11 protein-coding genes are annotated in these 12,800 nt (G+C 63.6%); 6 read left to right on the forward strand and 5 right to left on the reverse strand.

Annotated features, from left to right (window positions below):
• Positions 1-194 precede the first annotated feature (194 nt).
• On the reverse strand, positions 195-1,040 hold the full coding sequence (locus HW554_RS03935) for a universal stress protein (RefSeq protein WP_176907047.1): 846 nt from the start codon (positions 1,038-1,040) through the stop codon (positions 195-197).
• Between the two features lie 194 nt (positions 1,041-1,234).
• Here HW554_RS03935 and HW554_RS03940 point away from each other — a divergent pair, with 194 nt between their 5' ends.
• On the forward strand, positions 1,235-2,329 hold the full coding sequence (locus tag HW554_RS03940; RefSeq protein WP_176907048.1) for a flavin monoamine oxidase family protein: 1,095 nt from the start codon (positions 1,235-1,237) through the stop codon (positions 2,327-2,329).
• Between the two features lie 9 nt (positions 2,330-2,338).
• Here the strand turns inward: HW554_RS03940 and HW554_RS03945 are convergent, their stop codons facing one another.
• The gene (locus HW554_RS03945) at positions 2,339-2,785 is read right to left on the reverse strand and encodes a hypothetical protein (RefSeq protein ID WP_176907049.1); all 447 of its coding nucleotides are present in this window, start codon (positions 2,783-2,785) and stop codon (positions 2,339-2,341) included.
• A gap of 384 nt (positions 2,786-3,169) precedes the next feature.
• On the opposite strand from HW554_RS03945, the gene HW554_RS03950 reads away from it, so the two are divergent.
• A complete protein-coding gene (locus HW554_RS03950) occupies positions 3,170-4,771 on the forward strand; it encodes a protein adenylyltransferase SelO (RefSeq protein ID WP_176907050.1) in 1,602 nt (533 codons plus the stop codon).
• 22 nt (positions 4,772-4,793) lie between these two features.
• On the opposite strand, the gene HW554_RS03955 is transcribed toward HW554_RS03950, so the two are convergent.
• On the reverse strand, positions 4,794-5,192 hold the full coding sequence (locus HW554_RS03955; RefSeq protein WP_176907051.1) for an STAS/SEC14 domain-containing protein: 399 nt from the start codon (positions 5,190-5,192) through the stop codon (positions 4,794-4,796).
• Positions 5,193-5,231: 39 nt separating this feature from the next.
• On the opposite strand from HW554_RS03955, the gene msrB reads away from it, so the two are divergent.
• Positions 5,232-5,711, forward strand: coding sequence for a peptide-methionine (R)-S-oxide reductase MsrB (gene msrB, locus HW554_RS03960; protein ID WP_176907052.1), 480 nt, complete (start codon positions 5,232-5,234; stop codon positions 5,709-5,711).
• A 33-nt stretch (positions 5,712-5,744) separates the two neighbouring features.
• On the opposite strand, the gene HW554_RS03965 is transcribed toward msrB, so the two are convergent.
• A complete protein-coding gene (locus tag HW554_RS03965; RefSeq protein WP_176907053.1) occupies positions 5,745-7,742 on the reverse strand; it encodes a gliding motility-associated C-terminal domain-containing protein in 1,998 nt (665 codons plus the stop codon).
• Positions 7,743-7,953: 211 nt separating this feature from the next.
• Here HW554_RS03965 and HW554_RS03970 point away from each other — a divergent pair, with 211 nt between their 5' ends.
• The 3 genes from HW554_RS03970 (at position 7,954) to HW554_RS03980 (ending at position 11,478) form a co-directional block, all read left to right on the forward strand.
• Positions 7,954-10,533 carry an excinuclease ABC subunit UvrA gene (locus HW554_RS03970; protein ID WP_176907054.1) on the forward strand — a complete coding sequence of 860 codons (2,580 nt, stop codon included), beginning with the start codon at positions 7,954-7,956 and terminating at the stop codon, positions 10,531-10,533.
• Positions 10,534-10,665: 132 nt separating this feature from the next.
• Positions 10,666-10,929 carry a hypothetical protein gene (locus HW554_RS03975; protein ID WP_176907055.1) on the forward strand — a complete coding sequence of 88 codons (264 nt, stop codon included), beginning with the start codon at positions 10,666-10,668 and terminating at the stop codon, positions 10,927-10,929.
• Between the two features lie 279 nt (positions 10,930-11,208).
• Positions 11,209-11,478 carry a hypothetical protein gene (locus HW554_RS03980; protein ID WP_176907056.1) on the forward strand — a complete coding sequence of 90 codons (270 nt, stop codon included), beginning with the start codon at positions 11,209-11,211 and terminating at the stop codon, positions 11,476-11,478.
• A 257-nt stretch (positions 11,479-11,735) separates the two neighbouring features.
• Here HW554_RS03980 and purU read toward each other — a convergent pair whose 3' ends face one another.
• Positions 11,736-12,569, reverse strand: a complete 834-nt coding sequence (purU, locus tag HW554_RS03985; protein WP_176907057.1) for a formyltetrahydrofolate deformylase — start codon at positions 12,567-12,569, stop codon at positions 11,736-11,738.
• Positions 12,570-12,800 lie beyond the last annotated feature (231 nt).

A 12,800-nucleotide genomic window follows, 5' to 3' on the forward strand; every position in this document is an offset into this window, starting at 1 on the left:
GGGGCTTGTCCCCGCCCGCCGTTGAACGATTACCGTTGAGCGAGTACTATCGAACGAGTACCGTTGAACGAGTACTATTGAACGAGTATCGTTGCAGGGGTGCGAACGGCGGGCGGGGACAAGCCCCGCCCCTACAACGTGCTGATAGACACGAGCCATTGTTTTGCATAAGGCCGCCGCAAAGCAGCCAGCGGCTACACGTGAACTGTGAGCACAGGCGGAGCAGCGTGCAGGGCTACCGATTCGGAGATGCTGCCCTGCAGCAGGTGGCTGAAGGCGGAGCGGCCGTGGGTGAGCATCACTACAAGGTCGGCGTGAGCCTGCTCGGCAAAGCGCGGGATGCCGGTGCTGACGCGGGGGGAGTCGAACACGTCGGGCTCGTAGTGGCTGAACTGGTGGCGCTTGGCAAATGTATGAATGGCCTCCAGTGCCCTGGCATGGTGGCCGGCGCTGGGCACCACATCGAGCAGGTGCAGCATAGCATCCGGAAAGAGGTTTAACAGCTGCTGCAGCGCGGGTACTGCCTGGTTGGCTTCGGCTGAGAAGTCGGAGGCAAATACCAGGTGGCGCACATCGAAATTATTGACCGGATGCTTCACTGTGAGCACCGGGCAGGGAGCATCGCGCATGATCTGCTCGGTGTACGAACTAAGGAAAAAACGGGTCCAGGAGGTGTTTTCATGCGACCCCAGCACTACCAGATCAATGTTTCGCTCGCGGATGGTTTCCGGAATGGCTGTTTCGGGCTCCTCGGTGAGTACCAGCTCTTGTACCGGCACGCCGGGAGCCAGCTCCTGGGCCTGGGCCATCAGCTCGTGCATGCGGCGCTTAACGGCCTGCAGGCTTTTGAGCACGTACACGTCGTTGAGGCCATGGTTGCCCACCAGCCCGCCGGTGGTGGAAATATGGGAGTCGATGGGAGGTACGAAGCAGTGCAGCAGCAGCAGGTGTCCCCCACTGCGTTGCGCCAATTGCAACGCCGCCTCAAAGGCATACCGGGATTCGGGGGAGAAATCGGTAGGAACCAGAACGTTTTTCATGGTGCGGTGGCGAAAGGTGGGTGAAATCTGCCGACAACCAGCAGCAGGAGAGTGTCTTAATATATAGATAAAGTAGTTTATTTGCAACTGCCGACGCCTCGCAAACCCTGCCAGTATTGAGCCGACGCCCACCCGAAACGGCCGATTGGCCGCGCTGCCCGTTACTTTGTCGTCCTACGCCTGTTAGGGAGCCTATGACAGATTCTTTTTCGGTTATCGTACTGGGGGCCGGGCTTTCGGGCCTGGTGGCGGCGCGGCGGCTGGTGGCGGCCGGCCGCACCGTGCGGGTGCTGGAGGCCCGCAACCGGGTGGGTGGCCGCACCCATGCCCTGACTGCCCTGCCCGGCGCTGCCCCCGCCGACCTGGGCGCTACCTGGGGCTGGAGCCATCAGCCGCAGCTATTGGCGCTGGCGCAGGAGTTACGCCTCGAACCGTTCGTGCAGTTCAGCACCGGAGCCACTGCCTACGAAACGGGCGGCGCAGTGCATCGGCTGCCCCACCCGTCGGGCTCGGCAGGCTACCTGCGGTTTGCGGGCGGCGCGGCGGCGCTGGCCCAGTGCTTGGCAGCGGGGCTGCCAGCCGGCACCGTGCAGCTTAATACTCAGGCCACCGCACTGCGGCAGCTGGCCAACGGGGTGGAGGTAACGACGGAGGAAAGTGGGCATCCGCGCGTCTACCGGGCCGATGCTGTGGTGGTGGCGCTGCCGCCGCGCCTGGCTGCCCACAGCTTGGTGTTTGTGCCCGCGCTGCCCGCCCCCGTGCAGGCCGCCCAGCAGCAGATGCCCACCTGGATGAGCCACTCCATGAAAAGCCTGGTGACCTACGAAACGCCATTCTGGCGCGAGCAGGGTTGGTCGGGCTTTGCCGTGAGCCAGGATGGGCCCCTTACGGAAATACACGATGCCAGCCCGCCCGAAGGCCGGCCGGGCGTGCTGTTCGGGTTTTTCGCCGCGCCTCATCCGCTGCGTAGTGCTCCGCTTGCTGTTCGCGAGGCAGCCGTAGTGGCCCAGCTGGTGCGGATATTCGGGCCGGCGGCTGCCCGCCCGCTGGCTTACCAGGAGCTCGACTGGGCCCACGAACCGTACACCAGTACCCCCGCCGACGAAGCTGCCCCGCTATCGGTGCCGTTGCAGGGCCCGCCGGAGCTGCGTGCTCCGCTCTGGCAGGGCCGCCTTATCTGGGCGGGGGCCGAAACTGCCAGCAGCGAGTGGGGCCGCCTCGATGGGGCCGTGGAAGCCGGCGCTAGGGCCGCCGCGCAGGTGCTGGCCGGCGCCGGATCAAAGGCCTGACGGTAGGTATTAGCCGTTGACTCCGGGTTTGTTGGTTGGCAGCAGCTTGGCCCCGGCGTACAGCAGGCCCCGCCGGAGGTAGGCATGCAGCACCAGGCCCACCAACCCCAATCCGGTGCCGATTATCATAGGCAGCACGGCCCCGAAAGTATACGTCATGCCCAGCACGAAGCCAAGCAGGCACTCTGGCCGGTAAATCGGGACGAAAAAGGCAAATACAAACAAACTGAGCATCACATTACCCGCCATATCCGATTCGCCGGCCGTAAACAAAACGGATATCAAGACCCCAAATAGCAAAGCCCCGACGAATCCGTACAGGGCGCGCAGCAAGGCCTGAGTGGGTTCAGAGTACAAGCCAGCTTTGCCGTAGGCTTGCTTCCGAATGCGGTAGAGTAGCAACCCGGTGAGCACCGGCAGCAACAGCCCGCCCCACCAGTTTGATATTTCGGGCATATCCGCCCGAGCCAGGAAATGATGGCTCGGCACGCCGCCGTGGTAATGGCTCCAGGCCAGCAGCGTCCAGATACCTACTGTTACGAGTGCTGTGCCAGCAAGGGCGACCCTGGAAAAGCTATTTTCATTCATGCGTTCTGCCGGTGAGTGCTCGTAGTATCGTCCGCTTACGGGGTAAACGGAGCTAATATAGATATATCAGGATACTTACTCCTTGCACCGCTGCCAGCTATTGATGCGCAAGAGGAAGCAGGCTCAACAGAAACGGCCCCAGCTGCAAGATGCCGCCGGGCTACGTTTTATAGCTTAGCATTGCAGCAGAGATGCTGCGACTTCGCTCAGCATGGCATCGGCTTTTGCCTGCCAACTCTCAACTACGCTCTTATGAAATCACTTGAAACCGCCACGTTTACCAATTCCTTCGTCGATGAGCTGGCCGGCGACCCTTCGCGCGAGAACGTGCCGCGGCAGGTGCCGGGCTACCACTACTCGCCCGTAGCGCCTACGCCGGTGGCAAATCCGCGGCTGCTGGAATGGTCTCAGGAGATGGGAGAGGAGTTGGGCCTGGAGCGGCCGCCGGAGCAGGGTGCGGCCACCGAGCTGCTGGCCGGCAACCGCGTGGCCGACTCGATGCGGCCCTACGCCGCCCGCTACGGCGGCCACCAGTTCGGCAACTGGGCCGGCCAGCTCGGCGACGGGCGCGCCATTTCGCTGGGCGAGTTGCCGGGCCAGGACGGGCGGCGCTGGGAAATTCAGCTGAAAGGGGCCGGGCCAACGCCCTACTCGCGCCGCGCCGATGGCCGGGCCGTGCTGCGCTCCTCGGTGCGCGAGTTTCTGTGTTCCGAAGCCATGCACCACCTGGGCGTGCCCACCACCCGGGCCCTCAGCCTGGTAAGTACCGGCGACCAGGTGCTGCGCGACATGTTTTACGATGGCAACGCCCAGGATGAGCCGGGGGCCGTAGTAGCCCGGGTGGCGCCCTCATTCGTGCGCTTCGGCAACTTCCAACTGCTGCTGGCCCACGAGGAAACCGACAACCTGCGCGCGTTGGCCGACTACGTAATCCGCCACCACTTTCCCGAGTTGGGTACGCCTTCGCCCGATACGCCCGAAGTATACGTGGCCTGGCTGACCGAAATATGCCGCCGGACGGCCGAAATGGTGACGCACTGGCAGACGGTGGGCTTCGTGCACGGTGTGCTGAATACCGACAACATGAGCATCCTGGGCCTCACCATCGACTACGGCCCCTACGGCTGGCTGGAACCCTATGAGCCCGGCTGGACGCCCAACACCACCGACTTCACCAACTACCGCTACGCCTTCGGGCAGCAGCCACAGGTGGTGCTCTGGAACCTCACGCAGCTGGCCCAGGCCCTCACGCCGCTGGTGCCCGACCCCAAGCTGCTGCGCCCGGCCCTCAACCAGTACGTGGCCACTTTCAACCGCAGCCACCACGTGCGCCTGCTGGCCAAAATAGGCCTCACGGCTTCCAATGATGACGCCGCCGACAAACAGTTCGTCGGGGGCCTGCTGCCAGCCATGGAAGGGGCCCAGGTGGATATGACGCTGTTCTACCGCCACCTATCCCACCTCGTGCCCCGGCTGCTGACCGACGAATCAGCCGAAGAGCTGGCAGGGGAGTTGCTGAGTGCCGTTTCGTATGCCGCGCCCGAAGCTGCGGAAAGCGCGTCGCTACGGGCGTGGCTGGGGCAGTATGCCGCCCGGTTGCGGCAGGAGCCGGCCACGCCCGAAGCCATCCGGGCCGGCATGCTGGCCGTAAATCCCAAGTACGTGCTGCGCAACTACCTGGCTCAGCAGGCCATCGAAGCAGCCGAGGCGGGCAACCTGGCCCCGCTGCACACCCTGCACGAGGTACTGAAGCGCCCTTTTGAAGAGCAGCCTGAGCACGAGGCGCTGGCCGCCCGCCGTCCCGAGTGGGCCGCTGCCAAGCCCGGCAGCGCTACACTCTCGTGCAGCTCGTAGCCACGACCCGGTCGGGTGCCGGTCAGTGGCGGCCCTGCCGCGCGAGCCAGGTGTAGGCCGTGGCCACATCATCAAACAGTACCACGGTGGGCTCGGTAATGAAGAGCATGGCCGTTTCCATGCTCTTGCGCGCCGACCAGTTGGTGGCGCACACCCAGGCCACGTAGCGCATCCGCAGCTCGGCCAGTTGCTGGTAATACTCGCCTCCCACCCAGCGGGCGGCCGACTCCCAGTCGCTGGTTACCAAGGTGTTGTCGTTGAGCATTTTGCGACACGGCTGTTGGCGCAGGCAGTCCAGTATCTGCTCGCCTCCGCTGCGGGCGCTGGCTGCCGTATGGCTGCCGCGCCACTCCACGTAAAGCCATTCGTGAGCCGGATCATAAGAAATAGCAAGCGGCGGCGAGTCGTAGAGGACTTCCATATCTGGGAGTGCTTTGTAGGAAATCTTCGGGGCTAATGTATGAAAATTAAGGATTTTGGTCTGCCGCTCCTGCGCTGGTGCGACGTCCTCATATTCGCCCGCTACGGCAACCCTGAGCCCGTGCGCCGCCTGGATCTGCCGGAGGCTGCATGGGCTACCCGGCTCACGGCGCGGCAGTTTCGGGTGTTGCGCGGGGCCGAAACCGAGCCGGCCTACCGCAACGAATTCTGCCGCAGCTATGTGCCGGGCCGCTACTGCTGCGCCGGCTGCGGGCAGCTGCTGTTCGATTCGGCCACCAAGTACCACGCCATTTCCGGCTGGCCCAGCTTCACGCAGCCCGCCAGCCGCTACGCCCTGCGGTTTCAGTTTGATGACAGCCACCACATGCACCGCGTGGAAGTGCGCTGCAACGTGTGCGCCGGCCACCTGGGCCACGTCTCGGCCGATGGGCCGGCGCCGGCTGGGCTGCGGTTCTGCATCAACTCGGCGAGCCTGGTGCTGGAAGAAGTGTACGGCTGAGGCATTTGCTGGCCAGCAGGGGTGGCCCGCGGGCTATCGTATCACCTGTAACCAGCCTTTATAAATGGGAAAACCCGCCTGTTGCAGGATGTAGTAGTAGGTGCCGGCGGCGGCCTCTGCTCCCCAGTCGTTCTGGTAGGCACCCGCTACGAAAACTTGGTGCCCCCACCTATTGAACAACTGCAGCTTGCAGGACCCGGGTGCTACGCCCTTCAGAACAAAGTAGTCGTTGCGTCCGTCGGCGTTGGGCGTGATGACGTTTGGCACGAACAGGCACGAGGCGACGGCCACGCGCTTGGTAAGCAGGCGCGAGGAGCAACCATTGCTGATTTCGAGCGTGTAGGTGCCTGCCTGCTGCACCCGCAGGGTGGGGCCGCTGGAGCCGTCGGACCATTGGTAGCGCAGGCCGTTGCGCAATGGCAGCGGCGCGTACAGCATCACGGATGCTCCCGTGCACAGGGTCGTATCGGGGCCCAGGCCCTCCACAGGCAGCGGCACTACGGTACTGGCCGCTATACTATGCTGCGCCGTTACGGGTTCCCCGCCAGGGAAAGTGGCCGTGACGGTATACATGCCGGGTTGCCCGACGCTGATGGTGGCGGTGGTGGCACCTGTGTTCCAACGCAGGCCGGTGGCCGTTGGCGTAGTAGTTACCTGTAATAAGGCCGTAGCGCCCGGGCATAGCGCCGGCGGGCCGCTGATGCTGACGAGGCCCGGCGGCGGGGGCGCAATTTTGAGCAGCCAGAAGTCGGAAATCCCTTGGCAGGCCTGCGTTTTGTCGGGCAGCGTTACGCCGGAGCTGGACGTGCCGGCCAGTAGAAAGCCGTTATCAGCCGTGGCAGCCAAGCCGTACAGGTTATCTGTTTCTGGCCCGCCAAACGTCAGATCCCATTGCTTGGAACCGTCGCTGCGCAACTTAACGGCCCAGTAATCGAAAGCACCCGGCCGGGTGCCGGCGCTGACGGGCTGGGTTTTGTCGCCGCTCACGCCCGACTCCGAGAACCCGCCGAGCAGGTAGCCCCCGTCTGCCGTGGGCAGCGCGGCCCGTAGGTAATCGAAGCCGTTGCCGCCTAGCGTCTGGTCCCATTGCGGCTGGCCGGCGGCATCCACCTTCAGCACCCAGTAGTCGGGTCCGCCGCGGTTGGGGTGTGTTTTCTGGCCCGAAGTATCGGAGTACGACCAGCCGCCCGCCAGGTAGCCGCCATCGGCCGTCGCCTGCACCAAGGTCAGGTTATCGTTCGAAGTGCCCCCGTACGCCTGGTTCCAGACCACCTCGCCGCCGGGCGTAATCTGCACCAGCCAATAGTCCGAGTTGTTGCCCTGGTAGCAGGTATTGCCCAGCACGTACCCGAGTCCATCCGGAGTGGGCGCGATGCTGTTTACCCGGCTATCGATTCCTCTGCCGTAGGCCGCGTCCCAGAGGGTGTTACCTTGGGCATCGAGCCCAACCACCCAGCCATCGACCTGGCCCGTCCGGGGTTGCGTCCGTTGGCCCGATACGGTAGAGTAGGAGTAGCCACCAAGCAGAAAACCACCCTCGGCGGTAAGGGCGAGGCAGTTAAGCATATCAATCTGGTTTCCTCCCAGCGTCCTGTCCCATAGCTTGTTGCCCTGCGCATCCAGCCGTATCACCCAGTAATCCCACGATGGCACGCCCTCGACTTCGGACGGAAAGCTGGCCTGCGACTTGTCGCCATTAGCCCCCGACGCGGACGAGCCGCCGATCAGGTACCCGCCATCCGGGGTGGTAATGATGGCGCTCAGCCAGTCGGGACCGGTACCGCCGTAGGTTTTATCCCACTGCTTGGTGCCCGCGGCGTCAATTTTAACCAGCCAGTAGTCGTCGCTACCCCGGCTGTCCTGCGATTTGTCGAGGCCCGCATTCGATGATGACGAGCCGCCCAGCAGGTAGCCGCCGTCGGGAGTAGGCCGGATAACCTGCAGGTTGTCGCCGGCGTTGCCACTGTAGGTCTTGTCCCAGTGCCTGACGAGCAGCGGCCCCTGTGCGCTGGTGGAGAGAGCCGACAGCATGTATATAGCTAATAAGATAATAAAGCGAATAAACGATGGCATAAGCGCGTATTGACGGGTTCGGTATAACGCAACAAAGATACTTTTTTTGATCGTGCACATCAGCACGCCTTTACCGCTCAGCAAAACCGGCCGTAAAGCAGCCGGTTAAGGGCACCAGCCGGTTTCTGATCGGCGCCGTATACGGGGCCCTCATCCCCATTGCTTTTACATGTCCGACTCTGCTCAACCAACCACTAATTTCAACGGCTTCGTACAAGTGCGCGGTGCCCGCGAGCACAACCTGAAAAACGTGGACGTTGATGTGCCGCGCGATGCGCTGGTGGTGTTTACCGGCGTGTCGGGCTCGGGCAAGAGCAGTTTGGCCTTTGGCACCCTGTACGCCGAGGCCCAGCGCCGCTACCTGGAGTCGGTGTCGCCGTATGCGCGGCGGCTGTTTCATCAGATGGCGGTGCCCGAGGTGGATTCTATTGAGGGCCTGCCGCCGGCCGTGGCCCTGCAGCAGCAGCGTGGTACGCCTACCACCCGCTCGTCGGTGGGCTCGGTTACCACGCTTTCCAACCTCGTGCGCATGCTCTACTCGCGGGCCGGCGACTATCCCAAAGGGCAAGGTATCATCTATGCCGAAGCGTTTTCGGCCAACACGCCCGAGGGCGCCTGCCCCACCTGCCACGGGCTGGGCCGTGTGTACGAAGTCACGGAGCAGAGCATGGTGCCCGACCCCACGCTCACCATCCGCGAGCGGGCCATTGCCGCCTGGCCCCAGGCCTGGGGCGGCCAGAATCAGCGCGACATCCTCGTAACGCTGGGCTACGACGTGGATACGCCCTGGCAGGAGTTGCCCCAGAAAGACCGGAACTGGATTCTGTTTACCGACGAGCAGCCGGTGGTGCCGGTATACCCCGGCCTCTCGCCCGAGCAAACCCGGCGGGCCGTGCAGCGCCAGCAGGAGCCCAACTACATGGGAACCTTCAGCAGCGCCCGGCGGCACGTGCTTTACACGTTCGGCAACACCCAGAGCGCCCAGATGAAGAAGCGGGTGCAGCAGTATATGCTGAGCACCGCCTGCCCCAGCTGCCACGGCAAGCGCCTGCGCCGCGAGTCACTGAGCGTAATGTTTGCGGGCCTCGATATTGCCGATTTTTATGCCCTGCCGCTCAAGCAGGTGGCCACGTTGCTGCAACCCTACGAGGCCGGCACCGAAACCGGCCACGCCCGGCACGCTGCCCACGACCCGGCCCAGGTGGAGGCCGCCCGCCGCATTGCCGAAGACCTGCGGGCCCGGCTGGCGGTGTTGCTCGATCTGGGCCTGGGCTATTTATCCCTGGAAAGAAGCACGCCCAGCCTCTCGCCGGGCGAGCTGCAGCGGCTCCGGCTGGCCACTCAACTCTACTCCAACCTGTTTGGGGTAGTGTACGTGCTCGATGAGCCCTCGGCGGGCCTGCACCCGGCCGATACCGAGGCGCTGCTCACGGCCCTGGCCAGCCTGCGCCGCGCCGGCAACTCGCTGTTCGTAGTCGAGCACAACCTGGATGTGGTGCGCCGCGCCGACTGGCTCGTGGACGTGGGCCCCGAGGCGGGCGAGCAGGGCGGCGAAATTCTGTACAGCGGCCCGCCCGATGGGCTGAAGCAGGTAAAAGGCTCCCAGACGCGCCGGTTCCTGTTCCCTGAAGAAGGCCAGCCAACGGCCACAACCGAACCCCGCACGCCGGCCGGCTGGCTGGAGCTGGCCGGCATCACGCGCCATAACCTGCAAAACCTCACCGTGCGCTTCCCGCTAGGCGTGCTCACGACCGTAACGGGCGTGTCGGGCTCCGGAAAATCAAGTTTGGTTAGCCAACTGCTGAGGCTGGAAGTGAAGAGTGCCCGCGCCAAAGCGCCAATGGAGGATGAGCCGGAAACAGCCGACGAGCTGCTGGCGGCCGAAAGCGACGATCGCGACGAGGGAAGCGGGGCGCTGACGTTCAGCTTCTCGCCAGGCGTGGCCCCGCTGACCCGGCTGGTGCAGGTCGATCAGAAGCCCATTGGCCGCACGCCGCGCTCGAACATGGCCACCTACACTGGCCTCTTCGACCACGTGCGCCGGCTGTTCGCGGCCACGCCCGAAGCCCGCAAGCGCCGCTACGATGCGGGTCGGTTTTCCTTCAACGTGAAGAAAGGCCGCTGCCCCAACTGCCAGGGCGAAGGGTTTGTGATGGTGGAGCTGCTGTTCCTGCCCAGCGTGTACGCGCCCTGCCCGGTGTGCCACGGCACCCGCTACAACAAGCAAACCCTCGAAATTGAGTACCACGGCCAGAATATCGCCCAGGTGCTGGGCATGACGGTGGACGCGGCCAGTGCGTTTTTCGCCGACGAGCCCCCGGTGTACCGGGCCCTGACGGTGCTGCGCGAAGTGGGCCTGGGCTACCTGCGCCTGGGCCAGCCGGCCACCGAACTGAGTGGGGGCGAGGCCCAGCGTATCAAGCTGGCCACCGAACTGCAGCGCCCCGGCCGCGGCCACACCCTCTACGTGCTCGACGAGCCCACCACCGGTCTGCACCCCGCCGACGTGGAGCGCCTGCTCGTGCAGCTGCAGGCACTGGTATCGGCCGGCAACACCGTGGTGGTAGTCGAGCACGACATGCGCGTGGTAGCGGCCTCCGACTGGGTGGTTGACATGGGCCCCAGCGCCGGCGACGAGGGCGGCCAGGTAGTAGCCGAAGGCCCTCCTGCCACGGTAGCCAAGTCCAAAGCCAGCAAAACGGCTCCCTACCTGCAGCGGTTTATGCGTTACGGAGGAGCTTCAGGCTAAAATTGGCTGGAAAATGACGACCTTCCGGGGCTTTGATGACTCGGGCGTGGCTGTTTACGGCCCGTGCGCACTGCGGTAGTGGCTTAGCGCCCGGCCATCCGGCCCCGCGCCCCGTTTCTGGGCTTTCTCTCCATGGATTCTTCTTACCAACCCCCGGCCGAATTGCTGGCAAAGTTTGGCTTCCGCAGCAACTCCTCGCCGGCCGGGCAGGTGCGCTACAGCCGCCCCAGTGAAGTCGGCCAGGAAACCGTGGTGCTCTACGCCGACGGCGAAATGACGCTGCTCGAAGCAGTAAACGGCCAACTGCTTTACTGCTTCCAGGGCCGCGTGGCTTCCGAAGCCGAGCTGCGCGTGCTGCTGCGCCAGGTAAACTGGCCCGCCGAGGTATCCGGCTGATGGCTGTGGCTTCTCGGCAACAGAATGGTGCCTTGCGGAGTGTCGCTTAAATGTCACTCCTATTTTGTTGCCGACCTGAGTGTTACGCCTTGTCTGCTATGTGCTTACCGAAGCCTCCCTACGCGCAGTGGTCATCGATGCTGAAAACAATGAAGCGGTAAAAATGCTTCGGCAAGCAGACGCCAGGTAAGGCATGGACCGTCTGCACTTAGTGCCAGTTGAAGTAAGGCCGGCTTTCGCCCCATTTCGTTTTCATTCCCCCAACTCTCGCCCCCTTCAATGGATCAGGACCTGCAACTCAGCTTAGCCAACAACGCCAAAGAATGGCTGGCGCTTTCGCTTTCCATCTCGTCAGCCGAAAAGCTGGCTTTCGACAAGATCCACGACGGCTTTTTCACCATGTATGGGGCCGATTTCATGACCCACGTGTACCGCATGACCTTCGAGCGGGCCCTGCAGCAGCTGCCGGAAATGGAGCGCGACAAATTGCTGCTGTCGTTCAAGGGCGCGATGGATAAGGCCATTGACGAGCACTACTCGCGGATGTAATTCGGGGTACTGCTCCGTAATTAGTAGCGAAGCTGCTTAGGAAGTACCCGGAATCAATTAGGACGTCATGCTGAGCGCAGCCGAAGCATCTCTACCGCTTCGAGTGAACAGTTACAACGAAGCGGTAGAGATGCTTCGGCTGCGCTCAGCATGACGTGCTTTTGACTTTCTAAACATCTTCAGCAGCTAAAAAGCTAGCTCCCTTCCTCGAATGAGGGGGGAGCTAGCTTTTTAGCTGCTACTCCACCCTGTCGGGCTTATTCGAACACGATGGTTTTGTTGCGGTGTACGCATACCTGCTCGCGGCAAACCAGGGTGAGGGCGCGGGCCAGGGTAAGCTTTTCCACGTCGCGGCCGGCCTGGGCCATGTCGCGGGCGCTCTGGGTGTGGTCGGTCGGGATGACGCTTTGGGCGATGATGGGGCCCTGGTCGAGCTGGTCGGTAACGAAGTGGGCAGTGGCCCCGATGCTTTTTACGCCCCGCTCGTAGGCCTGGGCGTAGGGGCTGGCCCCAATGAAGGCCGGCAGGAAGCTGTGGTGAATGTTGATGAGGTGGCCGCTGAAGTGGGCCACGAACTCGGGCGACAGAATGCGCATATAGCGGGCCAGCACCACGTATTCGGGCTCGTACTGCTGAATCTGGGCCAGTACGGCGGCCTCGTGGGCCTCGCGGCTCAGGCTCTCGGCGCTGATGTGGTGGTAGGGCACATCGAGGCGCTCGGTGATGGTGCGCAGGTTGTCGTGGTTGCTGATGACGCCCAGGATTTCGGCGTGCAGCTGCCCGAAAAAGTGGCGCACCAGCAGCTCGGAGAGGCAGTGGTGCTCGCGGGTGGCCAGCACCACGATGCGGCGGGGCTGGTCGTTGCGGAGCCGGACAACGGCCGTGGGCGGCAGCGCGGCCTGCAGGTCGCGGATGAGGGCGGCCGGGTCGCAGTCGCCATCGAACTCGGTACGCATGAAAAAATGGCTGTCGTAGGGCTCCACGAACTCGCCGTTGCGCAGGATGTTGAGGCCGTGGCGGAAGAGCACTTCGGAGGTGCGGTACACGAGGCCGGGCTCGTCGGGGCAGTCAATCAGCAGGTAGTGAATCATAGGGAACCCGGAACAGCGGGGCCGCAAGATTAGGCATTGGCCGCCGGATTCTGCCCACACCCCGGCCGTGGCGGGGTGGCGACAGTATGCTTCTTGTCACCCCGGAATGGCAACCGGCTGGCTGAACGCGGGTACAACGGGGCGGCGGCGATTGAAACCGCTACTAAATCCCAACCGCGAGGGAACAGTTACCTACACATGCATAATCCCTTCATCGACAAGCACTACTCA

The sequence above is a fragment of the Hymenobacter lapidiphilus genome (assembly GCF_013377885.1).
Classification (GTDB): domain Bacteria; phylum Bacteroidota; class Bacteroidia; order Cytophagales; family Hymenobacteraceae; genus Hymenobacter; species Hymenobacter lapidiphilus.